Origin of the sequence: Collinsella phocaeensis (assembly GCF_900119895.1) — a bacterium.
Taxonomy (GTDB): Bacteria; Actinomycetota; Coriobacteriia; order Coriobacteriales; family Coriobacteriaceae; genus Collinsella; species Collinsella phocaeensis.
The window spans coordinates 1,091,471-1,116,141 of record NZ_FQLR01000004.1; the positions used below are offsets into that span (position 1 = coordinate 1,091,471).

Here is a 24,671-nt window from a genome sequence, read left to right on the forward strand (position 1 = left end):
CCTTCTCGTCGCATGCATCGAGCCGGATTATGGCACACTATGGCCCATGGCCAACGTTCCCTGCATGCCGGAGGTGCACCTATGGCGCCGCAATCCAACGAGCTTCAGCCCACCGTGCTGATCATTTCCGATTCGCTCGGCGACACCGCGTGCGAAGTCGTCCTCGCAGCGGCCGGACAGTTCGAGGAGGGCTCCATTCGAATCGCGCGCCTCCCCAAGGTGGAGCGAGTTCAGCAGGTCGTTGATTATCTCGCCCCGCGTATCGAGGAGGGCGAGCGCATCGCGGTCTTCCATACCATCGTGACCGAGGTTCTGCGCTCCGAGGTCGTTGATGCCCTGCTCGACCTGCGCGTCCCCGCTGTTGATCTCATGGGTCCAGCGATGTACATCCTGTCGTATCTCACGGGCCGTCATCCTTCGGGCATCCCGGGCACCATCCACCGCACGGATGACGCCTACTTCCGAAGGATCGATGCGATGGAGTACTTCGTCGAGCACGATGACGGGCGCGGGGCAGACGATCTCTCGCACGCCGACATCGTTCTTCTCGGCGTCTCGCGAACCTCCAAGACGCCGCTCTCCATGTATCTGGCCTTCCATGGCTACAAGGTCGCCAACATTCCGCTTGCCCACGGCATGGAGCCGCCCGCCTCGCTGTACGACGTCGATCCCATGCGGCTGTTCGGCCTCCTCTCCACGACGGATGTGATCGCCGATATTCGCGACAGGAGGCTCGGCGACGATATGGCGCGCGCGGTCGCCGGCTCCTATGCCGACCCGTTGGCCATCGAACTCGAGATGGATGAGGCGCGAGCCCTCATGAAGCGCTTGGGGTGCTTCATCGTGCGCACCGACAAAAAGGCGGTTGAGGAGGCGGGGGCCGAAATCATCGCGCATCTCGAGGAGATGCAGGCTCTACGTGCATCGCGGCATGCCGGGGCTTAGCTCGTGCAACCCTGCTTCATGCTGCGAAACCGAAACGTAGTGGTATCACCATAGCAATACCACACATGCGAAGATGGCTTGAAGCTTTGACACAAAACCAAACAACTTTTGATATCTTGCGTTTTGTGAGCGTTTAGACGCGTACTATTCCCCTTGTCCGGAATCGTCGCATTCCGGATCGGAATATCGTTATTCGCATCCGCTGGGATGCGGAAGGGGGAGTATCTTGAACGTTCAGCGCGTGTACCGGTTCGGTACAGACGAGCACGGAGCCGATGTGACCGAAGGTTCATCGAGTATGAATTACATCCTGGGCGGCAAGGGCGCGAACCTTGCCGAGATGGCCCGCATCGGGCTGCCCGTGCCTCCTGGGTTCACCATCACCTGCCAGACGTGCGTAGAGTACTCCGGTGCCGGCAACGTATGGCCCGAGGGGGTTCTCGACGAGATCGCCGCGGCTCAGGCCGACCTCGAGCGCCGCATGGGCAAGCGGCTCGGAGACGCGGACGATCCGCTTCTGGTCTCGGTGCGCTCCGGCGCCCCGTTCTCCATGCCCGGCATGATGGACACCGTCCTGAACCTCGGCCTCAACGACGAGTCCGTCCAGGGCCTCATCGCCCAGACGGGCAACGACCGCTTCGCGTGGGACTCCTACCGCCGTTTCATCCAGATGTTCTCCGACGTCGTGCTTGGCGTCGATGCGGACCTGTTCGAGAACGCCATCGCCTCCAAGAAGGTCGTCGCGGGCGTGCGCAGCGACTCCGACCTCACTGCAGCCGACCTGCGCGAGCTCGTCGAGGAATTCAAGGGCATCTTCGCGGATAGCGTCGACGCCGAGGCCCACCCCGAGCTCGTCGTCGACGGCGCCGTACGCTTCCCGAGCGACCCCTCGCTCCAGCTCCGCCTCGCCATCCAGGCCGTATTCGGCAGCTGGATGAACGAGCGCGCCTGCCTGTACCGCAAGCAGAACGGCATTCCGGACGATCTCGGCACGGCTGTCAACGTTCAGGTCATGGTGTTCGGAAACAAGGGCGACACCTCCGCCACGGGCGTCGCGTTCACTCGCAACCCCGCTGACGGAACGCACGAGTTCTACGGCGACTTCCTGGTCAACGCGCAGGGCGAGGACGTGGTGGCGGGCATCCGCAACACCGAGCCCATCGCGGACCTGAAGACGAAGCCGGGCCTCGAGGAGGCCGGAGCCTCCCTCGAGCGCGTGTTCGGAGTCCTCGAGAGCCATTACCGCGACATGTGCGACATCGAGTTCACCATCGAGCAGGGACGGCTCTGGATGCTCCAGACCCGCGTGGGCAAGCGTACCGCCACGGCCGCGCTCAAGATCGCGATCGATATGGAATCCGAGGGTCTGATCTCCCGCGAGGAAGCCGTCCGCCGCATCGACCCCAAGCAGCTCGACCAGCTCCTGCATCCCCAGTTCGACGCCTCCGCCGAATACGATGTGCTCGCGCGCGGCCTGAACGCGAGCCCCGGAGCGGCCGTCGGCGAGGTCGTCTTCAGCTCCGATGACGCCGTCGCCCGTTCGGCCGAGGGGCACAAGGTCGTCCTCGTGCGCTGGGAGACGAACCCCGATGACCTCAAGGGCATGGTCGCCGCGGAGGGCATCCTGACCAGCCATGGCGGAAAGACGAGCCATGCCGCCGTGATCGCGCGCGGAATGGGCACGCCCTGCGTGTGCGGAGTCGAGTCCTTCCGCATCGATGCGGCGGCCAAGGAGGTCCGCATCGAGGGTAGCGACGTCGTCCTGCATGAAGGCGATGTCATCTCTATCGACGGTGCGACGGGGATCGTCGTCGCGGGCGCCGTGCCCCTGGTCACGGCCGAACTCACCGGCGCCCTCGAGACCATCCTCAGCTGGGCGGACGAGATCCGCCTCGACGAGTCCTGCGGCCGGGCGCGCCACGTCCGCGTGAACGCGGACAATCCCGCCGATGCGGAGCTGGCGCTCGAGTTCGGAGCCGAGGCCATCGGCCTGTGCCGCACCGAGCACATGTTCCTCGGCGAGCGCAAGTCCATCATCCAGTCGTTCATCCTGTCCGACGACGTCGAGGAACGCGAGCGCGCCGTCCAGGAGCTGCTGCGCGTCCAGACCGAGGACTTCGTCGAGATGCAGCGGACCATGAGCGGGCGCTCGATGGTCATCCGCCTCATCGACCCGCCGCTCCACGAGTTCCTCGACGACCCGCGCGAGCTCGAGGTCGAGATCGCCCGCCGCGAAGCCGCAGGGGAGGACGTGTCCGCCCTGCGCGCACGGCTCGCGCGCATCGACGTCATGGCCGAGTCGAACCCGATGCTCGGCCTGCGCGGCGTCCGGCTGTCCATCGTCTTCCCCGAGCTCCCGCTCATGCAGGTGCGCGCCATCGCGACCGCGGCCGCGCGCCTCAAGCTCGAGGGATTCGATCCCCGGCCCGAGGTCATGGTCCCGCTCGTCGCCATCACCGCCGAGTGCGTCCAGACGCGCGAGGTCGTCGAGCGCGTCATAGCGGAGGTCGCGGCCGAGCACGGCGTTGCTCTCGACATCCCGGTGGGCACCATGGTCGAGCTTCCGCGCGCATGCATCGTCGCCGACGAGATCGCCCGCCACGCCGATTTCTTCTGCTTCGGCACCAACGACCTGACCCAGACGGCGTTCGGCTTCTCCCGCGATGACGCTGAGTCCAAGTTTATCCCCATCTACCTGCACAAGAAGGTTCTTGAGGCGAATCCCTTCGAGACTATCGACGATGCCGTCCTCGAACTCGTCAAGATGGCGGTCGACAAGGGCCGTGCCGAGAACCCCGGGATGCACTTCGGCGTCTGCGGGGAGCACGGCGGCGACCCCGCCTCCATCGTCAAGTTCTTCAACGTGGCGGACGTCGACTATGTGAGCTGCTCGCCGTATCGCGTGCCCGTCGCCCGTCTCGCCGCCGCCCAGGCGAAGCTCGCGGCCAAGTAGCCCGATCCGGTCGGCCTCCCTCTCCCGATGCGCGTCGGCTCTTCGGTGCCGTCGCGCATCGTCGCTGTTATATGGGGTTTTGGGGATGCCGTGACGGTATTTCGGCGTTACGTGATACGGTCTTGCGCCCGCCGGCGACCCGTGTATAATTTCGATTGTTTGTTCAACCCATGTGCCGGCGCGAGCGTGCGGCACCTCTGGTAAGAGTAAGGATCGAAAATGGACTACATCCGCGCAATCGAGCGTCAGCAGATCCGTGAGGACATCCCGCAGGTCCTCGTCGGTGACAACGTCAAGGTGCACTATCGCATCAAGGAGGGTGACCGCGAGCGCATCCAGGTCTTCCAGGGCGACGTCATCCGCATGAGCGGCGGCTCTTCCCGCGAGACCTTCACCGTCCGCAAGCTTTCCTTCGGCATCGGCGTCGAGCGCACCTTCCCGCTCCACAGCCCGAAGATCGCCAAGCTCGAGGTCGTGCGCCACGGTAAGGTTCGCCGCGCCAAGCTGTACTACCTCCGCGACAAGGTCGGCAAGGCCGCTCGCATTCCCGAGAAGCGCTAGGGTTCTCTCGACACGCACGTGGAACGAACACAGGGGCCGTCCCGTCTGGGGCGGCCCTTCTTGATGGACAGGAGAAGGCCATGGCGAACATGACGAGCAGCGTATCCGCCTCGCGCATCGCCGCTGAACTCGGCAGCGCGCCTTTGGACGAAATCGAGGCCCTGGTCGAGCGGTACTTCGAAGATCCGCGCGTGCAGGTTGCCAAAGCCTGCGAGCGCGCTCTCAGGAGGCTTGAGCGCGAGCGCGCGGAGCGGGACCGCGTGGACGCGATGTACCGGACGATGGCCGAGCTCGGAGGGCCGGGAGTCGTCGTGGGGGTCGACGAAGTCGGGCGCGGGTCGGTCGCCGGACCCCTGACGGTGTGCGCGGTCTGCCTTCCCGATGAGCCCCGCATCTGGGGCGTCAACGACTCCAAGCAGCTGTCCCCGCAGAGGCGCTGTCTGCTCGCCGCGCGAATCGCCGAGGTCGCCACGGCGATCGGCATATGCCATATCCCGGCGTCGCGCATCGACGAGATGGGGATGGCGCGCTCGCTTCGTGCGGCGGTGGCGGGGGCCGTTTCGGATACCGGGCTTGATCCCGATTGCGTCCTCATGGACGGCAACCCGCTCGGCGCCGTGCCGCATGAGCGCAACGTCGTCCATGGAGACGCCAAGGTGGCATGCATCGCGGCGGCCTCCATCGTGGCCAAGGTGACTCGAGACGAGCTCATGGTCGAGCTCGATTCCGAATATCCCGGGTACCATCTGGCCCAATCGAAGGGCTACGCTTCGCCCGAGCACATAGCCGCCATCCGCGAGCACGGGCTTTCCCCTGTCCATCGCGCGAGTTTTTGCGGAAATTTCCTGGAGACGGCCACGCTGTTCTAGGGCACCGGCGTCGATCCGGGCGCTGGTTGCCTGCGCCCGCGCTCGCCCGACCTGCTCCTGTTCGCCGCCCGTTCGGCATGCGCCCGCTTCGTCGCGCATCGCTGTCGGCTTTCGCGTCATATCTGTTTGCGTCCCGCCCGCATACTCCCGATCCATACCCGATGGAAAGGAGTCGATATGGCCAAGAGAAGCAAGGCGAAGCGCGAGCGCATCGAGCGCGAACGGGAGCGGGCGCGGCGCATCCTGGAGGAGGGCATCGACGATCCCGGCGCAATCGAATCGCTCAGCTCGAAGGAGCTCGGCCGCCTCGGGGAATGCGTCGCGCAATGCTATCTTCAGGACCGGGGCTATGAGCTGCTCGAAACCGGATACACCTGTCCGGAGGGCGAAGCCGACCTCATCGTCGTCGATCCCGATACCGGCGAAGTGGTGCTCGTCGAGGTCAAATCGCGCCGCGCCCGCAGCGATGCGCCGTTCTATCCCGAGGAGGCCGTCGACGAGCGCAAGCAGCGCAGGTATGCTCGGATCGCCGCCCATTACGCGATGACCCATGTTCCCGTGCTCTCGATGCGGTTCGACGTCGTGGCCGTGACGTTCTGCTCCAGCAGCTGCGTCGGTGTCGCCCATCTCTGCGGCGCGTTCGAATGGGATTCCGAGCGATGAGCGCCTCTTCGCGCCGCTCGGCCTTCTCGGTGCACGCGGCCTGCATTCGCGGCGTGGAGGCGCATCCGGTAACGGTCGAGGTTTCCATGTCGGATGGAATTCCCGGCATTGCTATCGTCGGCATGGCCGGGACGGCCGTTCTCGAGGCGCGCCAGCGTATCCGGTGCGCCCTGCGCGCGGCAGGTTACGAGCTTCCCCGGCAAAGCATCACGGTGAACCTCGCGCCGGCGGACATGAGGAAGACGGGCTCGGGCCTCGATCTTCCCATAGCCGTCGCGATCTTGGCGATTTCTGCGCAGATACCCGCGGCCGGCCTTGATGGCTGCCTGTTCGCCGGGGAGCTCGCCCTCGACGGCTCGGTGGCTCCGGTGTTCGGGGAGGTGGCGTACCAGGTGCTCGCCCGGGACAGCCGTCTGGCCCTCGTTACCTCTCGTGACGGCGAGCACGTGCTCTCGATGGATGTGTCGATCCGCGGCATCTCGACGATATCCTCGCTGCGCGCGGGCATCGAGCGCGCAGCCGGTGACCTGCCGGCCGCGCTCGCCCCCTCGCTGCCTGCAGTCGATCTCGATTACGGGGATGTCGTGGGGCAGGAGGTGGCAAAGCGCGCAATGGTGCTTGCCGCTGCCGGAGAGCTCGGATTGCTTATGTCCGGGGCTCCGGGGTCGGGCAAGACCATGCTTGCCCGGCGCATGACGACGATCCTGCCGCCCATCGACCCGCATACCCAGCAGGATGCGCTTCGCATCCATTCGGTTGCCCGCGCGCCCGTCGACGGCCTGCTTGCGGGAAGGCGCCCGTTTCGCAGCCCCCACCACAGCATCTCCTCGGCGGGGCTCGTCGGAGGCGGACGGCCCGTGGGGCCCGGCGAGGTCTCCCTCGCTCACGGGGGCGTCCTGTTCCTTGACGAGCTGGCCGAGTTTCCCTCGGGCGTCCTCCAGATGCTCAGGCAGCCCATCGAGCAGGGGGTCGTCCACATCGTGCGCGCGGAGGGATCGTTCGAGTTTCCCTGCCGCTTCCAGCTTGTCGCCGCGAGCAATCCCTGTCCGTGCGGAAATCTCGGAGACCCTGACGTGCCCTGCACGTGCGGCGTCGGCGCCATCGAGCGCTATCGAGCAAAGCTTTCCGGGCCGCTCGCAGACCGAATCGACATCTCGATCGACATCGCGCGCCCGGATCCCAAACTGATCGTGGACGGCGCCGAGGGCATGACGTCAGCCGAGATGCAGGCGCTCGTGGAACGAGCCCGCGCCTTTCGCGCGGACCGCGTCCGGGTATCGGGGGAGTCGCCGCAGGGGACGGACTCGGAGCACGGAGAATCGGTGATCGACGGGTTCGGCCTCGACGAGCAAGCCGTCTCGGCGCTTCTTGCTCACGCGCGGACGGGCCATTTGACCGGGCGGGGCATCGTGCGCCTCTGCCGAGTCGCCCGCACCGTCGCGGACGTGGCCGAATCGATGTCCGTGCGTGCGGTTCATGTCCTGGAGGCGGCCATGTTTTCAGGGAGGTGCGGCAGCCATGACTGATCGCGGAAAGCACGTTCTTCGCCGAGACGACCGGCTGTACCCCCGTTTCCTGTCCGAGGTGCCCGATGCTCCCGAGCGCCTGTACGTCTGGGGCGATCCTGCCGTCCTTTCGACCCCGTGCCTCGCCGTCATAGGGTCGAGAAAGGCGACCCCGTACGGCATTGCGGCCGCCCAGCTCGTGGCGACCTGCGCGGCGGAGTCCGGCGTATGCGTCGTTTCCGGAGGCGCCATGGGGTGCGACCAGGCTGCCGGGCACGCCGCCCTGCGGGCGGGCGGCGTGCATATCGCGGTGCTCGGCTGCGGAGCGGACGTGGTCTACCCGAAGTCAAGCGCGGCCTTGCTGAGCCGGTGCGCGGAGTCCGGCGGGGCTGTCGTCTCGCTCGATCCTTGGGGAACCCCTCCGCGGCGCTACGCGTTCCCCCGCCGCAACCGCGTGATAGCCGGGCTGTCCCGTGCCGTGTGCATCGTGGAGGCGGCGCTTCCATCGGGCACGTTCTCGACGGCCGAGGCGGCCATGGATTACGGGCGCGAGGTGCTGGCCGTTCCCGGATCCATCTGGTCTCCGCATTCTCGCGGGTCGAACAGGCTCATAGCCGACGGTGCATGCGGGCTTGTCGACGAGGAGTCCATCGAGGTCGCTGTCTCCAGGATCTTCGGGACCCTAAGGTTTCAGCGCGTCGTGCCGGGAGGGCCCTCGGACATCGGGAAACGGGAGCTCGCGGTCCTCGATGCGCTGATCGCGAACCCGATGAGGGCGGAGTCGGTCGCGGCGTTTCTGAAGGCCTCTCCGCTTGAGGCCCTTACCGTCCTGTCCTCTATGCAGGCGTCGGGCTTGGTGGAGCGGCTGCCTGATGGAGCCTTCGCCGCATCCGTGCGGACGCTTCACGCGCGGTCCGCAATCATGCACAATGTAGGGTCGTAAAACTTAAGACGGGAGGACCGATGGAAACAGATATCGTCGATGTCGTCGGAGCCGGACTAGCCGGTTGCGAGTGCGTATGCCAGCTTGCCGACCGCGGCGTGCGCGTGCGTCTGCACGAGATGCGGCCCCAGACCCTGTCGCCCGCGCACCATACGGGCCATATGGCCGAGCTCGTATGCTCCAACTCGTTCAAGTCGACGCGCGCCGATTCCGCTGCGGGTCTGCTCAAGAACGAGTTGAGGCGAATGGGTTCCGTGCTCGTATCGTGCGCCGAGCGCGCCCAGGTGCCCGCCGGAGGAGCGCTCGCCGTGGATCGCGACGAGTTCTCGCGTTTCGTCGAGCGTGAGGTCTCGTCTCGCCCGGGCATCGAGGTCGTTCGGGGCGAGGTTACCGGTATTCCCGACGGGCACGTCGTCATCGCTGCGGGGCCGCTGTGCTCTCCCGCGCTCTCAGCGCGCGTCCTCGAGCTTGTCGGCGGGGAGGCGCTCTCCTTCTACGATGCCGCGGCCCCCATCGTGGACGCCGAGTCCCTGGATCGGTCCGTCCTGTTTTGCCAGTCCCGCTACGGCGAGGAGGGGACGGGGGACTATCTGAACGCACCGCTCGATCGCGAGGAATATACGGCGTTCATCGACGCGCTCGTCAGTGCCGACCGTGTCGTGTTGAAGGATTTCGAATCCGGCGATCTGTTCCAGGCGTGCCAGCCGGCCGAAGAGGTCGCCCGCAAAGGCCCGGACGCCATCCGCTTCGGCGCCATGAAGCCCATCGGCCTCACGGACCCCCGTACCGGACGCCGTCCATGGGCCGCCGTTCAGCTTCGTGCGGAGAACGCGGACCGTACGGCGTACAACCTCGTGGGGTTCCAGACGAACCTTACGTTCGGCGAGCAGCGCCGCGTGTTCCGCATGATTCCCGGTCTGGAGAACGCCGAGTTCTTCCGCTATGGCGTGATGCACCGCAACACCTTCGTCGATGCGCCCCGCGTCCTTGACGGCACGTTCCGCGTGCCGGGCACGAAGGTTCGCCTTGCGGGCCAGATCACGGGAACCGAGGGGTATACCGAAGCCATCGCCTCCGGTCTCGTTGCCGCGCTCAACACCTACGCCGACCTTACGGGTGCCGGGGCGCTTGAGCTGCCGCGGACGGGGGCGTTCGGCTCGCTCGTCGCGTATGCAACCGACCCCGCAACAGTCGACTACCAGCCCATGCACGTCAACTTCGGTATCGTTCCGGCGCTGGAGGACGGCAGGCGCAGGTCCAAGCGCGACCGTTATGCGGCCTATGCCCAGCGCGCGCTGACGGACCTGGATGCCTATATCGCATCGCGGCCTGAGCTGTTCTCGGTCCATCGTGGCTGATGCGACGAGGGGCGATGCCACCGACGCCTTCGAGGCCATCGATGGGTTCGTGGTATATATCGCCCGGGTTGAGGGGCTCTCCCCTGAGACGGTCCGGGCTTACGGGTCCCATCTCGAGGCTTTCGGGACGTGGTGCTGCCGCGCATGCGACGGATTCCTCTGCTCTGACGTCAGGGGGCTGCGTTCATATCTGGCTGAACTTCGGTCGACGGGTCTTTCGGCCTCATCTCTGTCGGCGCACCTTTCCGCCATCCGATCCCTCTATCGATGGGCGTCGCTCGATGGCCTGGTCGATGTGGATCCCGCCGGGGCGCTCCTCAGCCCGAAGCGGTCGAAACCGCTGCCGCGGACCCTCGATGCGCATCAAGTCGAGCTGCTCATCGCGACGCCCGATACATCGTGCGCCGAGGGGGCGCGTGACCGTGCCCTGCTCGAGCTCCTGTATGCGAGCGGGGCTCGTATCTCCGAGGCTGCCGGCTTGACGGTCGATTCCATCGATTTTTCCGACCGGAGCGTCCGCCTGTTCGGAAAGGGGAGGAAGGAGCGCATCGTTCCCCTGTACCGGCACGCCCTCGATGCCGTCTCTCGGTATCTCGACGGGCCGAGGGACGAGCTCCTTGCACGCGCACCGCGCCCGGCCGGTGGGATGACGCACGCCCTCTTCATCTCCGGAAGGGGTAGGCCCATGGACGCCGGCGCGCTTCGCTACCGGTTCAAGAAGATCGTCGCGGCATGCGGGCTCCCTGCCGACACGACGCCCCATACGATGCGGCACACGTTCGCCACGGACCTCATCGAGGGCGGTGCGGACCTCCGGAGCGTCCAGGAGCTGCTTGGCCATGCGAGCCTATCCACCACGCAGCTGTACACCCATCTGGCCCCGGAGGCCATGAAGCGCGCCGTGTCGGGCGCTCATCCGCGTGCATGACCCCATAACCTGCACATATCGTATTTATCTCTTGGAATCGGCTTCGGATGCTGGTAACATAACGACTGTTGCGGACTCGCAACGTTTCTATCACACACGCGCGGCGACCGGAGGGCCGTGGTGCTCGGGTGGCATGGTAGCTCGTACCCGGGTGGCCCGTCGGAATGACCCAGCGCGGAGGCAAACCACAGGAGGTTACCATGGCTACCAAGATCAATATCCGCACCCTTCTCGAGGCAGGCTGCCACTTCGGTCACCAGACCCGTCGCTGGAACCCCAAGATGCGTCCGTTCATCTTCGGTGAGCGCAACGGCATCTACATCCTCGACCTCAAGCAGACCATCGTCGAGGCCGACTCCGCCTACACCTTCCTCAAGAACACCTGCGCCCACGGCGGCAAGGTCCTGTTCGTCGGCACCAAGAAGCAGGCTCAGGAGGCCGTCAAGAACGCTGCCGAGCGCGCCGGCATGCCCTACATCAACCAGCGTTGGCTCGGCGGCATGCTGACCAACTTCGTCACCATCCGCTCCCGCATGAACCGCATGGAGGAGCTCGAGGCTATGGTGGCCGACGGTTCCATGGCTCTTCGCGGCAAGAAGGAGCAGGCCGTCCTGGGCAAGGAGCTCGCCAAGCTCCAGACCAACCTCGGCGGCGCCCGCGACATGAAGGCGCTGCCCGCCGCGCTCCTCGTCATCGACACCAAGCGCGAGGAGAACGCCATCAAGGAGGCGCAGCGCCTCGGTATCCCCGTCGTCGCCCTCATCGACACCAACTCCGACCCCGACGAGGTCGAGTACGGCATCCCCTGCAACGATGACGCCATCTCCGCCGTCTCCCTTATGTGCGAGCTCTTCGCCGACGCCTGCCTCGCCGGTACCGGCAAGGAGCAGATCTCCGAGGCCGAGATGGCCGCTCCGGCCGCCGAGGCCACCGAGGCCGTTTCCGAGTAGCCCGTCCGCTCATCCGTACCGTTTCATTTGAAAGGAACGAACATGGCTCAGATCACCGCCGCTATGGTCAAGCAGCTCCGCGAGATGACCGACTCCCCGATGATGGAGTGCAAGAAGGCCCTCGTCGCCGCTGACGGCGACATGGACGCCGCTGTCGACGTTCTCCGCAAGAACGGCCTCGCCGCCGCCGCCAAGAAGGCCGGCCGCGAGACCAACGAGGGCGCCGTCGCCGCGTACGTCTCCGAGGACGGCACCCAGGGCGCTCTCGCCGAGGTCGCCTGCGAGACCGACTTCGTGGCATCCAACCCCAAGTTCACCGGCTTTGTCGCCAAGGTCGCCGAGGCCGCTTGCGCCAACGAGCCTGCTGACGTCGATGCCCTCAAGGCGCTTGAGATCGACGGCGAGACGGTTGACGCCGGCCTCACCGAGCTCATCCACGTCATCGGCGAGAACATGAAGATCGCCCGCTTCGCGGTCCGCAAGCCCGCTTCCGGTGCCGTCTCCAGCTACATCCACATGGGCGGCAAGATCGGCGTTCTGGTCGAGTTCTCCTTCGAGAAGCCCGAGACCGCTTCCGCCGAGGCCTTCAAGTCCTTCGCCCACGACGTCGCCATGCAGGTCGCTGCCACCGCTCCGATCGCTGCCGTCCGCGAGGACGTCGCCCAGGACGTCATCGATCACGAGATCGAGATCTACAAGGCCCAGGCTGCCGAGTCCGGTAAGCCCGAGGCCATTCAGGAGAAGATGGCCCATGGCCGTCTCGAGAAGTTCTTCAAGGGCTTCGTCCTGAACGAGCAGGAGTTCATCAAGGATTCCAGCCTCACCATCAAGGCATACGCCGAGCAGGTTTCCAAGGAGGTCGGCGACACCGTCAAGGTCGTCGTGTTCGACCGTCTGGTCTGCGGCGAGTAGCGGACCTTTCGCATGTGCTGCGAGCGGGCTATGGGTTTGTTCCCGTAGCCCGCTTTTGTATGAGAATGCACGGTCATGCTGCTAAAATGAATGAAGTCTGCAACTAAGGAGGAACTGTGTCCGACTACCTCTATAACCGTGTGCTTCTGAAGCTGTCCGGCGAGGCCCTGATGGGGGAGGGCGGCTACGGTATCGACCCGTCCGTCACCGCGCGCCTCGCGACCCAGATCAAGACCCTTCATGACGAGGGGGTTCAGGTCGGTATCGTCGTCGGCGGCGGCAATATCTTCCGCGGCCTTGCTGGATCCGCCAAGGGCATGGATCGCGCCCAGGCCGACTACATGGGCATGCTCGCGACCATCATGAACGCCCTTGCGCTCCAGGACGCCTTCGAGCATGCCGGCGCCCCCTGCCGCGTGATGAGCGCCATCCAGATGAACGAGGTGTGCGAGCCGTATATCCGCCGCCGCGCCATCCATCATCTCGAGAAGGGCAACATCGTCATCTTCGCTGCCGGTTCCGGAAACCCGTACTTCACCACCGATACCGCCGCCGCCCTTCGCGCATGCGAGATCGGTGCCGAATGCCTCCTCAAGGCAACGAAGGTGGACGGCGTCTACGATAAGGACCCGGTCAAGAACGACGATGCCGTCCGTTTCGACACGATCACGCACCATGAGGTCCTCGTGCGCGGTCTCCAGGTCATGGATTCCACTGCCGCCGCGCTCTGCCAGGACAACCGTATGCCCATCATCGTCCTCAACATCGAGGGTGATGACAATATCAAGCGCGCTCTTTGCGGAGAGCCCGTCGGCACCGTCGTCGTACAGGAGGACTAGTATGTCTGATATCACCGCCCATATGGACAAGGCCATCGAGAGCCTCAAGCACAACTTCGGCAAGATCCGCACCGGTCGCGCCAACGCCAACATCCTGTCCGACATCACCGTCGACTATTACGGCGTTGCGACCCCCATCACGCAGGTTGCGGCCGTCAAGGCTCCCGAGGCGCACATGCTTGTCGTCGAGCCCTGGGACAAGGCACTCGTCAACGCCATCGTCAAGGCGATTTCCGCTTCCGACCTCGGTATCACCCCGAGCAGCGACGGCATGGTCATTCGCCTTCCGTTCCCGGCTCCCACCGAGGAGCGTCGTCGCGAGCTTGTCAAGGAGTGCCGAGAGCTTGCCGAGCACGCGAAGGTGGCTATCCGCAACGTTCGTCGCGATGCGAACAACAAGCTCGAGCGCGACGAGGAGCTCACCGAGGACGATGTCCGCCGCGAGCAGGCACGCGTGCAGAAGCACACCGACACCTATGTCGCCATGATCGACGATCTGCTCAAGGCCAAAGAGGCCGAGGTGATGGAGATCTAATCCGACCGAGCATCGGCGCCGTGTGCTGCAACCGCCCTCTCGTTCTATCGAGGGGGCGGTTGTTCATAATCAGCTGCACAGGTGAAACCTACGCTTTGTAGCTGTTGTGGTATCCGCTGCGGTAATTTCGCCTCCCGTTTCATTCGTGCGATACTGCAATCTGGTCGATTTTGGCTCAACGCGCCTTGCGCCGTCGATCGCTTCGATTCACGAGATCCCAGGAGTTCTGATACCGTGCAGTACGACGCCGACAAGCTTATGGAGTATTTCTCCGAAGCCCCCGCAGATATCGATATGGCCGAGCTGGATATGGAGCGCATACCGCACCATATCTCTTGCATCATGGACGGCAACGGTCGCTGGGCCACCTCGCGCGGGCTCGCTCGCACCGAAGGCCATAAGGCGGGTATTGTATCCCTGCGCGAGATCATCACGGCCTGCGTTCGCCTCGGCGTCGACGTCATGAGCGCCTACGCGTTCTCCACCGAGAACTGGAATCGCCCCCAGCACGAGGTCAACGTGCTCATGCATCTGTTTGCCAAGACCTTCATCGATGAGCTGCCGCTGCTCAAGCGCGAAAACGTTCGCGTCGTCTTCCTAGGCGATATCGATGCACTGCCCAAGAAGACCCGCGACGTCTTCGAGTACGGCCTCAAGGAATGCGCCGGACATACCGGCATGGTCCTGGCGCTCGCGGTCAACTACGGTGGTCGAGCCGAGATCGTCCGCGCCGCCCGCGATATAGCGCGCAGCGTCGCCGACGGTTCGCTCGATATCGACGACATCGATGAATCCGCCGTCGCGGAGCGCTTGTATACCTCCGGGCTGCCCGACCCCGAGCTCGTCATTCGAACTTCAGGGGAGATCCGCGTCTCCAACTACCTGCTGTGGCAGATCGCCTATGCGGAGTTCTATATCACGGATACGTATTGGCCAGATTTCGATCGGTGGGGACTTGTTCGCGCGATTCTCTCGTTCCAGGGGCGCGATCGTCGATTCGGCGGTCTTTCCGCAGCCAAATAAGCATCTGAGTTCGTTCTAGGAGCCGTCTTGGACACCAAAGACACCAACGTTGCCGCGCCGAGCGCGAAAAGCGCGTCGAGCCGCCTGCATTCCTTTATCGTTCGCGCGGGATTCGGCCTGATCTACGCCGGGCTGTTCATCGCGTGCCTTGCGCTCGGCACGATTCCCACCGCCGTGTTCATTTCCGCCATGAGCTGGTTGTGCTGCTATGAGTTCTTCAGGATGGTCAGGCTCGACGGCAAGGTCCCCAATGAGTTCTTGGGTCTCGTGGCGGCGGTTCTGTTTCCGCTCTCGGTGCTTGTCGATGCGGTCTGGCTCACGGTCCTCAACTTCTTGCTCGTGCTTTCCCTCGGGCTCTGGTATGTCTGGAGCCCTCGGACGCGCATGGCCGACGTCGCCGTGACCGCGTTCGGCCCCATATATACCGGGTATATGCTCTCGGCCGTCGTCCTGCTCCGCGAGGCCGTGCCCGGTTTCGAGGGCGCCCTGCTTTCCATCGGCGTGTGCGCATCGCTTTGGATCAGCGACTCTTTCGCCTACATGGTCGGAAGTCGGCTCGGCAAGCACAAGATGGCCCCTAAGATCTCTCCCAACAAGAGCTGGGAGGGCTTCGTCGGCGGCCTTATCGGCTCTGTGCTCATCTGGGTGATCCTCTGGGCCACCGGCCTGTACGGCTTCGATCTGTGGTTCGCGGCGGTTGCCGGCGTCGCCGTCGGCGTCATGGGCGTTTTCGGCGACTTGATCGAGAGCAGGATCAAGCGCGGCGTCGGTGTCAAGGACTCGGGCCATCTGATTCCTGGGCACGGAGGCATGCTCGATCGCTCCGATTCGCTTATCTTCGGGTGCATCACTGCGTATCTATTGCTGCATATCGGAGGTGTCCTGTAATGCCCCAAGATCATTCTGCGCCGCGTCTCCGTGTCGCGATCCTCGGCTGCACGGGGTCTATCGGTGCGCAGGCGCTAGACGTCTGTCGGCGGCACCCCGACGAGCTCGAGGTCGTCGCGCTCAGCGCGCATTCCCGCACCGCGGAGCTCGTCGCGAATGCGCGCGAGTTCGGGATTCGTCGGGCGGTCGTGACCGACCCGGCTCACGCGTCGGACCCCGTCCTCAACGAACTGCCTGTTATCTGCGCGCTCTCGACGGGAAAGGAGGGCGTGCTCGACCTGGTTCGGCATGACGATGTCGATTGCGTCCTCAATGCCATCGTCGGCTCGGCCGGACTCGAGGCGAGCCATGCCGCCCTCTGCGCCGGAAAGCGCCTTGCCCTTGCCAACAAGGAGTCGCTCGTCGTCGGCGGCGACCTGCTCATGCCTCTCGCCGCGCCAGGCCAGCTGCTCCCCGTCGACTCCGAGCACAACGCCATCTTCCAATGCCTGATGGGCGATAACACGCGTGACGTCCACTGCATCTGGCTCACCTGCTCGGGCGGCCCCTTCTTCGGTCGCACCGAGACCGACCTTGCGAGCGTTACCGTGCACGATGCCCTTGCGCATCCCACCTGGAACATGGGGGCCAAGATCACCATCGACTCCGCGACGCTCATGAACAAGGGCCTTGAGCGCATCGAGGCCATGCATCTGTTCGGGGTGCCGCTGGATGACATCCGCGTGCTCATCCAGCGTCAATCCAAGATCCACTCCATGGTCGAATTCGTCGATGGGTCGGTCATCGCGCATCTCGGCGCATCCGACATGCGCATCCCGATCCAATTCGCCCTGTCGTATCCCGAGCGCTGGTCCACCCCGGCGCCCCGCGTCGATTTTCGCCAGCTCGGCTCTTTGGAGTTTGCGGCTCCCGACCCAGACGCGTTCTCCTGCCTCGCGCTCGCCGAGCGCGCCGGCAGGGAAGGGCGGACGCTGCCGTGCGTCCTCAACGCGGCGAATGAGGTCGCGGTCGATGCCTTTCTGCATGAACGCTGCTCCTTCGTCGATATCGCCCGCGTCGTGGAAGCGACGATGGATGCGCATCGCATCGAGGACGTCGAGTCGATCCAGCAGCTCCGCGCCATCGATATATGGGCCCGGGAGCGCGCCCGCTATGCGCTGTCCTCTCTCGGCTGCGCATAAGGGGGTGCTGCCGTGCTGTCAGTCGTCTCAACGGTATTCTGGGGCCTGATCACACTTTCTGTGCTCGTCTTTATCCATGAGGGCGGACATTTTCTCGCCGCGCGCGCCTGCGGCGTCCGCGTCACCGAGTTTTTCCTCGGTCTTCCGTGCCGATTTCGCCTCGAGAGGCAATCGCGAGGCTGCGGTACCGTATTCGGCGTAACGCCCCTTCTTCTGGGCGGTTACGCCGCTATCGCCGGCATGGATCCGGACGTCACGCCCCATGCGGCATCCGTGCTCGGGTACGTCCACCGTCACGGGTTCGCAGAAGTCGACAGGATGGCCGAGGATCTCGGCCTCGATGTCGATGACGTGCTTCTGTCCTGCGGCGAGCTGCTGTCCATGGGTTCGATCGCGGGCGCTCCCGCCAACGGGCAGCCGAACGATTCCGCGTATCTGCCCATGCGCTACGCGTCCGTCCCCCGCGACCGCTCCGGAAACACCGTCCTCGACGGTCGGGCCTTCATGAGGGCGGAGGCATCCGAGCAGGGCGAGCCCTGGGTTTCCGATATGTCGGACGATCAGTTCTTGGCGCACGAGCGTTCCCGCACCTATCAGGGCGTGGGATTCGCGAGGCGTGCGTTCATGCTGCTTGCCGGAATCGCGGTCAACGTGCTGTGCGGCATGCTGCTGCTCATGAGCGTCTACAGCATCGTGGGCGTGCAGGCCGTATCCGATGTCAACGTTCTCGGCTCGGTCGAAGAAGGCTCTCCCGCATGGGACTCCGGTCTTCGGGCGGGCGACCGGGTGCTGGCGATCGGTGATACCGAGACGCCGACGTGGTCCGACATGCTCGACGCCATCGCGCTCGCCGATCCTTCGGGATCGATCGCATTCACCTATGAACGCTCCGGTGAACGTGCGACGGTCTCCGTTCAGCCGGGTGATGACGGAATGGTCGGCGTCGGCGCGACGCTCACGACGGTCCGTCTCGCCCCCTGGGAGTCGCTGCAGGTCTCGTGGGCCTACGTCGTCCAGACGGTGCAGGGCGTCCTGAGGCTCCTGCAGCCCGCCCATACGATGGAGGTGCTCGACAGCTCGACTTCGGTTGTGGGCATTTCGGTCATGTCCGCTCAAGCCGCGGCTGCGGGCCCTGCCGCCTACCTGTCGCTTGCCGGGCTTATCTCCCTATCGCTCGGTTTCATGAACCTGTTGCCCATCCCTCCGCTGGACGGCGGCAAGCTCGTCATCGAGGCTGTTCAGGCCGTCGCGCGTCGACCTGTTCCCGTCAAGATTCAGAATCTCGTTTCCTATCTCGGCATCGCGCTCTTCGGGTTGATGTTCTTCTATATGCTGCGGGCCGATATCCTTCGTTTGCTGTAGGAGGCGCCATGAGTACCGTGAATGCTCGAGACCTCACCTGTCCGGTACACGTCGGCGGGGTGCAGATTGGCGGCGGTGCGCCCGTCGCCGTTCAGTCCATGACGTGTACGCCGACATCGGACCCCGACGCCACGCTCGCCCAGGTGCGCGCGCTTGCGGAGGCGGGGTGCGACCTTGTCCGCGTCACCGTTCCCACGAAGGAGTCGCTCGACTCCTTCGCACGCATCTGCGATGAATCCCCAGTCCCCATCGTCGCCGACATCCACTTCGATTATCGACTTGCCATCGGAGCCGTGCGCGTCGGCGCCTCAAAGCTTCGCATCAATCCCGGGAACATCGGGGATTGGTCTCGCGTCGATGCGGTCATCGACGCGGCGGGGGAGGCCGGTGCCGCGATTCGGATCGGCGTCAACGCCGGATCGCTCGATGACCGCATCGCGGCTCGGGACGACCTGACGCAGCCAGAGAAGCTCGTGGCCTCGTCCCTCGAATTCGTCGATCATTTCGAGTCCCGCGGATTTACCGACATCGTTTTGTCCGCGAAGGCCCATAGCGTACCCACCACCCTCGAGACGTACCGCGCGCTCTCGCGTGAGCTACCCCGCGTCCCCCTCCACCTGGGCGTGACCGAGGCCGGTACGGTCCGGCAGGGGACCATCAAGAGCGCCGTCGCCCTCGGGATCCTGCTTTCGGAAGGCATCGGGGACACCATGCGGGTGTCGTTGACCGCCGACCCCGTCGAGGAACCCCCGGTATGCTGGGGCATCCTCTCCGCCCTGGGCCTGAGGCGTCGAGGCCCCGAGCTCGTGAGCTGTCCGACCTGCGGCAGAACCCAGGTCGACCTCATCGGGTTGGCCGAACGGGTGGGGGAGCGTTTACGCGGCTGCGACAAGCCCATCTCCGTCGCGGTCATGGGGTGCGTCGTGAACGGTCCGGGAGAAGCCTCCGACGCCGACGTCGGCGTCGCGTGCGGCCGGGGCGTCGGCATGGTCTTCCGTCATGGAGCGGTCGTGCGCAAGGTACCCGAATCCGAAATCGTTGACGCGCTCATGGAAGAAATCGAGAAGCTCTAACCTGCTATCATTGTTACATTTGAAGTTTTGACCACAAGGAGGTCGCCGTGTCGAAGACCTGCGCCATGAAAATGTCCAGCCTCTACGCGCCCACCCTGAAGGAGGATCCCGCCGAGGCCGAGCTCGCCAGCCATCGACTGCTGCTGCGCGCCGGCATGATCCGCAAGCAGGCGGCGGGCCTGTACAGCTACCTCCCGCTTGCTTGGCGCTCCCTGAAGAAGATCGAGGATATCGTGCGCGATGAGATGGACTCTGCGGGTGCTCAGGAGCTCCTGATGCCCATGGTCGTCGATGGCGGCCTTTGGCACGAGAGCGGTCGCTGGAACGCCTATGGTCCTGAGCTCATGCGCATGAAGGACCGCCATGACCGCGAGTTCGTGCTCGGCCCGACGCATGAGGAGACCATTACCGATCTGGTCAAGAACGAACTGCGCTCCTACAAGCAGCTTCCCGTGAACCTCTACCAGATCCAGGACAAGTTCCGCGATGAGATGCGCCCTCGCTTCGGCTTGATGCGCGGCCGCGAGTTCATCATGAAGGACGGCTACTCGTTCTCCGCCACCCAGGAGAGCCTGCAGGAGATTTACGACGATATGAAGGATGCGTACGCCCGCATCTGCGAGCGTTGCGGATTGAAGGCTCTTCCCGTCGTCGCCGATTCGGGGCAGATCGGCGGCGATACCTCCGTCGAGTTCATGGCGCTCGCCGATGCCGGCGAGGCCAGCCTGGTATATTGCGAGGCCTGCGGGTTTGCCGCCGATGACGAAGCCGCCGCCACCACGATCGTCGTTACCGAGGGTCCCGGCGACGGTACGCTTCAGAAGGTTCATACGCCCGGCCTGGGAACCATCGAAGCGGTCGCGGAGTTCTTCGGCTTCCCCGAGAACGGGACGCGCAAGTCCTTGGCGCTCGTCGCGGAGGACGGCACCAAGGTCGTCGCGATCGTGCCGGGCGATCACGAGCTGAACGAGTGCAAGGCTGAGAAGCTGTTTGGCGAATACCACATGATGAGCGAGGAGGAGCTCCAGGAGGCAGGGCTGTTCAAGGGGTTCATCGGCCCCGTGAACCTTCCCGACGGCATCCGCCTGGTCGTCGACGAGTCGTTGCGCGAGTCCCGTAGCTGGGCATGCGGCGCCAACGAGGTCGACTACCACTTCACCGGCGCATGCCCCGACCGTGATTTCACGGTCGATCAGTGGGCGGACCTCGTAACCGTCCACGAGGGCGATGCGTGCCCGCATTGCGGACGTCCGCTCAAGGGCGCCCGCGGCATCGAGGTCTCCCAGGTGTTCCAGCTCGGTACGAAGTATTCCGAGGCCATGGGGGCCACCTTTGCCGATGAGAACGGCGAGGAGAAGCCCTTCATCATGGGATGCTACGGCGTGGGCGTGTCGCGTACGCTCGCGGCCGTCGTCGAGCAGCATAATGACGAGCACGGTATCATCTGGCCCGTCTCCATCGCGCCGTATGAGGTGTCGATCATCCCGCTCGACCCGAAGATGGATGACTGCGCGGCCGCATGCTCCAGCATCGCCGATGCTCTGTGCGAAGCCGGCATCGAGGTCGTGATCGACGACCGCGATGAGCGCCCTGGCGTCAAATTTGCCGACAACGACCTCATGGGCTTCCCGTATCAGGTCATCATCGGTAAGCGCGGACTTAAGAACGGCACGGTCGAGCTGAAGGACCGTGCGACGGGCGAGCGTGAGGACGTGGCCGTCGAGTCTGTTGCCGCGAAGGTCGCCGAGCTCGTTGTTGGCCAGCGTCGATAGCACCTTCTGCATATTCACTAAAGATGCGCTTCGGTGGGCACCGGGGCGCATCTTTTTGCATCACGCTTGAATCGACGATGTGTCAGGCTTTGCTCATATGCTGTTCTACCTGGGAGTTCTTTGTTCGATATTCGCCACTCCAAAATCTTTGAAAAAGTGCTTGCATGACCCTGGATCTTCCCGTATAGTACTTTGTCGTTGCAAGGGGGCGTAGCTCAGCTGGGAGAGCGCTTGACTGGCAGTCAAGAGGTCAGGGGTTCGATCCCCCTCGTCTCCACCACTTGCTTCATTCTTCTCTTCATGGGGGCGTAGCTCAGCTGGGAGAGCGCTTGACTGGCAGTCAAGAGGTCAGGGGTTCGATCCCCCTCGTCTCCACCATAAGATTTAGGGCCTCCGGGAAACCGGAGGCCTTTTTCTACGGATAGAGGAAGTGCCGCGCGTGGCAACCACATCGGGCTCTTGGCGCAACGGTTAGCGCAGGGGACTCATAATCCCTGGGTTCTGGGTTCGAATCCCGGAGGGCCCACCAGAGATTCAGAAGGCCGGACCACGTGTCTGACCTTTTTCTTTTTTGCATAACGCTCAGTTCTGTATCTTCTTGTGTCTGGACGTTTCGGGAAGCAGCTTGTTGACCTCTTGGGCGGCCATCTCCGCAGCGGCGATGTCGGGCCGCTTATAGTGCTATGTAATCGGTTCTGAGGTCCGTGTGCCCGTGGAGGCGCGACACGAGCGTGTCGGGGAGACCTGCAGCCTGCATCAGCGTCTCGAAGGCGTGCGGAGCATCTCGGGCGGGATGCGCCGAAACCCGAGTTCCGCGCACGCTCCGTTCCATCTGTCGTGCAGCCCGAACCAGTCGAGATCGACGATTCCGGACCCCGCCCACGACTGAATGAGCGCGAGATCCTTCATAATCTGAAAAAACTGTTGCGTCTCTCCTCGCTCGCGTGGTAGTATTCTCCTTGCTGAAAAGCACGGGCGATTGGCTCAGGGGTAGAGCATATCCTTCACACGGATGGGGTCACAAGTTCGAATCTTGTATCGCCCACCATCACATTCGAAAGGCTCCAGGTCACTGGGGCCTTTTTGCTATGCAGAGACGTCTGATTGGTTTGCCATGATTCTTCTCGTCGACAAGATCGAAAAGTCATTCGGTGCGCGCACGCTCTTCTCCGGGGCCTCGTTCCAAATCAATCCGGGGGAGCGCTATGCGCTCGTCGGTCCCAACGGCGCGGGAAAGACCACGATGCTCAAGATTATCATGGGGCTCGATTCCCCGGATGCGGGCGCGGTCACGTATGCCAAGGACGTCAACGTGGGCTACCTCGAGCAGGAGACCAAGCTTGCGAGCGACTCCACCATCATCCGCGAGGTCATGGATGCCGCCCTGGAGATTCGCTCCCTCGGAGACCGCGCCGAGGAGCTCCAGCTCGCCATCGCCGAAGGCGCGCCGGACGCCGACCTTGATGCGCTTCTCGAAGAGTACGGTCATGTCCAGGACCGCTTCGAGCGGCTGGGCGGATACGAGCTCGAAAGCAACGCCCGGCAGATCCTCACCGGCCTCGGATTCTCCGTCGACGATTTCGATCGCCCGTGCTCCGAGTTCTCCGGTGGCTGGCAGATGCGCATCGCGCTTGCTAAGCTCTTCCTTCGCCGCCCGGACCTGTTGCTGCTCGACGAGCCCACCAACCATCTCGATCTCGAGAGCGTCCAGTGGCTGCGCGGGTTCATCTCCTCGTATGAGGGGGCGGTCCTCATCGTATCCCATGACCGCGCGTTCATGGATGCCTGCGTGGACCATGTGGCCGCCCTCGAGAACCGTCGCGTCACCACCTACACGGGCAACTACTCCTCGTATCTCAAGCAGCGCGAGGACAACCTCGAGCAGATGCGCGCCAAGCGCGCGGCCCAGGAGCGCGAGATCGCACACATGCAGGTCTTCGTCGACAAGTTCCGCTACAAGCCGACCAAGGCCGCACAGGCCCAGGAGCGCATGAGGCGCATCGAGCAGATCAAAAGCGAGCTCGTAATCCTTCCCGAGGGGCACAAGCATGTCGAGTTCAAGTTCCCCGACCCGCCGCGTTCCGGCGACTTGGTCGCGGCGCTCGAGCACGTCTCCAAGGCTTACGATGACAAGGTCGTCTACGAAAACCTCGATCTCAAGCTCTACCGCGGCGAGCACGTAGCGCTCGTGGGGCCCAACGGCGCGGGTAAATCCACATTGCTCAAGATGCTGGCAGGAGTTGAGGCGCCCACGACGGGAATCCGGGAGCTCGGCACGCATGTCGGCGTCGCCTACTACGCCCAGCATCAGCTCGAGGGCCTCCGGGAGTCCAACACGGTGCTCCAGGAGATCGATTCCGTCGCCCCCACCTGGACCGTCCCGCAGCAGCGCAGCCTCCTCGGCGCCTTCCTGTTCACCGGCGAGGACGTCGACAAGCGCGTCGGCGTCCTATCGGGCGGCGAGCGCGCGCGCCTTGCCCTCGCCAAGATGCTCGTCGCCCCCGAGGCGCTGCTCTGTCTCGACGAGCCCACCAACCATCTCGATATTGACTCTGTCGACATGCTCGAGAGCGCCCTGCGCAACTTCCCCGGGACGCTGGTCCTCATCAGTCACGACGAGCACCTCGTCCGCTCCGTCGCGAATCGCGTCGTGGACATCCGGGACGGCAAGATGACGGTCTATGACGGCGATTACGATTACTATCTTTTCAAGCGAGAGGATCTGGCGCAGCGCGCGGCCGAGCGCGCCGCCGTTCCTGCGCGTCCCGTCGAGCGCGTCGCGCAGGAACGGCGCGTCGAGGCCGAGGTGCGCGAGGGCGGCAAGAAGACGCGCGAGCAACGCCGCGCCGAGGCCGAGGCGCGGGCGGCTCTCAACCGGAAGCTCAAGAAGACGAAAGATCGCCTGAAGCGCGTCGAGCGCGAACTGGAATCCAAGCGCGCCCGCTACGATGAGCTCATGGCCCTCATGGCTTCTGAGGCTCTCTATGCCGACCAGGACGCCTTCTCGTCCGCTCTCGGGGAGTACAACGAGCTCAAGCAGCAGCTGCCCGTTCTCGAGGACGAATGGCTCGACCTTTCCACCACGATCGAGGAGGAGACGGAACGTGGACTCGCGTAAGGCGGCGGCCATCTCCCTGGCCGTCCTCAGCGTCGCCTTCCGGATCGCCGGGATCCTCATGGCTGCCCTCACGGCGATGCTGTGCTTTCCCGGCGTCTCCGCTCGGCTCAACCTCGTCGGATTCGTCATCGATCTGTCGAGGTCCCTTCCCGATCCCATCTCCGGCTACGGACTCGTCACCTCGCCGTTCGGTGGGGTGTTTCGCCTCGATTTCGCTCTTGTTGCCTGCTTTCTGCTTGTTCTTGACTACATCTGCCAGCGCGCATCCCGCGCTCTCCGATAGGAGCCGTTCC

General features: G+C 64.3%; 21 protein-coding genes and 4 tRNA genes. All 25 read left to right on the top strand.

Annotated features, from left to right (window positions below):
• Positions 1–81 precede the first annotated feature (81 nt).
• The 25 genes from BQ7355_RS06735 to BQ7355_RS06855 all read left to right on the top strand — a co-directional run bounded on the left by BQ7355_RS06735 (position 82) and on the right by BQ7355_RS06855 (position 24,661).
• A complete protein-coding gene (locus BQ7355_RS06735; protein WP_072415492.1) occupies positions 82–945 on the top strand; it encodes a pyruvate, water dikinase regulatory protein in 864 nt (287 codons plus the stop codon).
• 226 nt (positions 946–1,171) lie between these two features.
• Positions 1,172–3,898: a pyruvate, phosphate dikinase gene (gene ppdK / locus BQ7355_RS06740; RefSeq protein WP_205407575.1), complete on the top strand. Its 2,727-nt coding sequence runs from the start codon at positions 1,172–1,174 to the stop codon at positions 3,896–3,898.
• Between the two features lie 219 nt (positions 3,899–4,117).
• Entirely contained in the window at positions 4,118–4,459 is a 342-nt protein-coding gene (rplS, locus tag BQ7355_RS06745) for a 50S ribosomal protein L19 (RefSeq protein WP_072415494.1), read from the top strand.
• Positions 4,460–4,539: 80 nt separating this feature from the next.
• Positions 4,540–5,328 (top strand): ribonuclease HII, encoded by a 789-nt coding sequence (locus BQ7355_RS06750; RefSeq protein ID WP_072415495.1) that lies wholly within the window; start codon positions 4,540–4,542, stop codon positions 5,326–5,328.
• Positions 5,329–5,505: 177 nt separating this feature from the next.
• Positions 5,506–5,991, top strand: a complete 486-nt coding sequence (locus BQ7355_RS06755) for a YraN family protein (protein ID WP_072415496.1) — start codon at positions 5,506–5,508, stop codon at positions 5,989–5,991.
• Complete coding sequence (locus BQ7355_RS06760) at positions 5,988–7,517, top strand: YifB family Mg chelatase-like AAA ATPase (protein WP_072415497.1); 1,530 nt, start codon at positions 5,988–5,990, stop codon at positions 7,515–7,517. Before BQ7355_RS06755 ends, BQ7355_RS06760 begins: the two co-directional genes overlap by 4 nt.
• Complete coding sequence (gene dprA, locus BQ7355_RS06765; RefSeq protein WP_072415498.1) at positions 7,510–8,439, top strand: DNA-processing protein DprA; 930 nt, start codon at positions 7,510–7,512, stop codon at positions 8,437–8,439. Before BQ7355_RS06760 ends, dprA begins: the two co-directional genes overlap by 8 nt.
• A gap of 20 nt (positions 8,440–8,459) precedes the next feature.
• On the top strand, positions 8,460–9,797 hold the full coding sequence (gene trmFO, locus BQ7355_RS06770; protein ID WP_072415499.1) for a methylenetetrahydrofolate--tRNA-(uracil(54)-C(5))-methyltransferase (FADH(2)-oxidizing) TrmFO: 1,338 nt from the start codon (positions 8,460–8,462) through the stop codon (positions 9,795–9,797).
• On the top strand, positions 9,790–10,725 hold the full coding sequence (locus BQ7355_RS06775) for a tyrosine recombinase XerC (RefSeq protein ID WP_240307342.1): 936 nt from the start codon (positions 9,790–9,792) through the stop codon (positions 10,723–10,725). The genes trmFO and BQ7355_RS06775 overlap by 8 nt, the downstream gene beginning before the upstream one ends.
• A 200-nt stretch (positions 10,726–10,925) precedes the next feature.
• Entirely contained in the window at positions 10,926–11,675 is a 750-nt protein-coding gene (gene rpsB, locus BQ7355_RS06780; RefSeq protein WP_072415500.1) for a 30S ribosomal protein S2, read from the top strand.
• 42 nt (positions 11,676–11,717) lie between these two features.
• Positions 11,718–12,587, top strand: coding sequence for a translation elongation factor Ts (gene tsf, locus BQ7355_RS06785; RefSeq protein ID WP_072415501.1), 870 nt, complete (start codon positions 11,718–11,720; stop codon positions 12,585–12,587).
• A 116-nt stretch (positions 12,588–12,703) separates the two neighbouring features.
• On the top strand, positions 12,704–13,426 hold the full coding sequence (gene pyrH, locus BQ7355_RS06790; RefSeq protein WP_072415502.1) for a UMP kinase: 723 nt from the start codon (positions 12,704–12,706) through the stop codon (positions 13,424–13,426).
• A 1-nt stretch (position 13,427) separates the two neighbouring features.
• On the top strand, positions 13,428–13,961 hold the full coding sequence (gene frr / locus BQ7355_RS06795) for a ribosome recycling factor (protein ID WP_072415503.1): 534 nt from the start codon (positions 13,428–13,430) through the stop codon (positions 13,959–13,961).
• A 234-nt stretch (positions 13,962–14,195) separates the two neighbouring features.
• On the top strand, positions 14,196–14,984 hold the full coding sequence (locus BQ7355_RS06800) for an isoprenyl transferase (protein ID WP_205407576.1): 789 nt from the start codon (positions 14,196–14,198) through the stop codon (positions 14,982–14,984).
• Positions 14,985–15,011: 27 nt separating this feature from the next.
• The gene (locus BQ7355_RS06805; protein WP_338027648.1) at positions 15,012–15,872 is read left to right on the top strand and encodes a phosphatidate cytidylyltransferase; all 861 of its coding nucleotides are present in this window, start codon (positions 15,012–15,014) and stop codon (positions 15,870–15,872) included.
• On the top strand, positions 15,872–17,053 hold the full coding sequence (gene dxr / locus BQ7355_RS06810) for a 1-deoxy-D-xylulose-5-phosphate reductoisomerase (RefSeq protein WP_072415504.1): 1,182 nt from the start codon (positions 15,872–15,874) through the stop codon (positions 17,051–17,053). Before BQ7355_RS06805 ends, dxr begins: the two co-directional genes overlap by 1 nt.
• 12 nt (positions 17,054–17,065) lie before the next feature.
• Positions 17,066–18,415: a M50 family metallopeptidase gene (locus BQ7355_RS06815; RefSeq protein WP_072415505.1), complete on the top strand. Its 1,350-nt coding sequence runs from the start codon at positions 17,066–17,068 to the stop codon at positions 18,413–18,415.
• An 8-nt stretch (positions 18,416–18,423) separates the two neighbouring features.
• The gene (gene ispG / locus BQ7355_RS06820) at positions 18,424–19,488 is read left to right on the top strand and encodes a flavodoxin-dependent (E)-4-hydroxy-3-methylbut-2-enyl-diphosphate synthase (RefSeq protein ID WP_072415506.1); all 1,065 of its coding nucleotides are present in this window, start codon (positions 18,424–18,426) and stop codon (positions 19,486–19,488) included.
• A gap of 65 nt (positions 19,489–19,553) precedes the next feature.
• Positions 19,554–21,260 carry a proline--tRNA ligase gene (locus BQ7355_RS06825; RefSeq protein ID WP_072415938.1) on the top strand — a complete coding sequence of 569 codons (1,707 nt, stop codon included), beginning with the start codon at positions 19,554–19,556 and terminating at the stop codon, positions 21,258–21,260.
• Positions 21,261–21,464: 204 nt separating this feature from the next.
• Positions 21,465–21,540: transfer RNA gene (locus BQ7355_RS06830), tRNA-Ala, on the top strand.
• A gap of 22 nt (positions 21,541–21,562) precedes the next feature.
• Positions 21,563–21,638, top strand: a tRNA-Ala gene (locus BQ7355_RS06835).
• Between the two features lie 75 nt (positions 21,639–21,713).
• A tRNA-Ile gene (locus BQ7355_RS06840) sits at positions 21,714–21,789 on the top strand.
• A 444-nt stretch (positions 21,790–22,233) separates the two neighbouring features.
• Positions 22,234–22,308 (top strand) — tRNA-Val (locus BQ7355_RS06845).
• A 66-nt stretch (positions 22,309–22,374) separates the two neighbouring features.
• Positions 22,375–24,378 carry an ABC-F family ATP-binding cassette domain-containing protein gene (locus BQ7355_RS06850; RefSeq protein WP_072415507.1) on the top strand — a complete coding sequence of 668 codons (2,004 nt, stop codon included), beginning with the start codon at positions 22,375–22,377 and terminating at the stop codon, positions 24,376–24,378.
• Complete coding sequence (locus tag BQ7355_RS06855; protein WP_072415508.1) at positions 24,365–24,661, top strand: hypothetical protein; 297 nt, start codon at positions 24,365–24,367, stop codon at positions 24,659–24,661. The genes BQ7355_RS06850 and BQ7355_RS06855 overlap by 14 nt, the downstream gene beginning before the upstream one ends.
• Positions 24,662–24,671 lie beyond the last annotated feature (10 nt).

Excerpts from the sequence above, each read along its gene's own strand:
- BQ7355_RS06735 (WP_072415492.1), top strand. The coding sequence starts at position 82 with ATGGCGCCGCAATCCAACGAGCTTCAGCCCACCGTGCTGATCATTTCC.
- rplS (WP_072415494.1), top strand. The coding sequence starts at position 4,118 with ATGGACTACATCCGCGCAATCGAGCGTCAGCAGATCCGTGAGGACATC.
- BQ7355_RS06750 (WP_072415495.1), top strand. The coding sequence starts at position 4,540 with ATGGCGAACATGACGAGCAGCGTATCCGCCTCGCGCATCGCCGCTGAA.
- BQ7355_RS06755 (WP_072415496.1), top strand. The coding sequence starts at position 5,506 with ATGGCCAAGAGAAGCAAGGCGAAGCGCGAGCGCATCGAGCGCGAACGG.
- BQ7355_RS06760 (WP_072415497.1), top strand. The coding sequence starts at position 5,988 with ATGAGCGCCTCTTCGCGCCGCTCGGCCTTCTCGGTGCACGCGGCCTGC.
- dprA (WP_072415498.1), top strand. The coding sequence starts at position 7,510 with ATGACTGATCGCGGAAAGCACGTTCTTCGCCGAGACGACCGGCTGTAC.
- trmFO (WP_072415499.1), top strand. The coding sequence starts at position 8,460 with ATGGAAACAGATATCGTCGATGTCGTCGGAGCCGGACTAGCCGGTTGC.
- rpsB (WP_072415500.1), top strand. The coding sequence starts at position 10,926 with ATGGCTACCAAGATCAATATCCGCACCCTTCTCGAGGCAGGCTGCCAC.
- tsf (WP_072415501.1), top strand. The coding sequence starts at position 11,718 with ATGGCTCAGATCACCGCCGCTATGGTCAAGCAGCTCCGCGAGATGACC.
- frr (WP_072415503.1), top strand. The coding sequence starts at position 13,428 with ATGTCTGATATCACCGCCCATATGGACAAGGCCATCGAGAGCCTCAAG.
- dxr (WP_072415504.1), top strand. The coding sequence starts at position 15,872 with ATGCCCCAAGATCATTCTGCGCCGCGTCTCCGTGTCGCGATCCTCGGC.
- ispG (WP_072415506.1), top strand. The coding sequence starts at position 18,424 with ATGAGTACCGTGAATGCTCGAGACCTCACCTGTCCGGTACACGTCGGC.
- BQ7355_RS06825 (WP_072415938.1), top strand. The coding sequence starts at position 19,554 with ATGAAAATGTCCAGCCTCTACGCGCCCACCCTGAAGGAGGATCCCGCC.
- BQ7355_RS06850 (WP_072415507.1), top strand. The coding sequence starts at position 22,375 with ATGATTCTTCTCGTCGACAAGATCGAAAAGTCATTCGGTGCGCGCACG.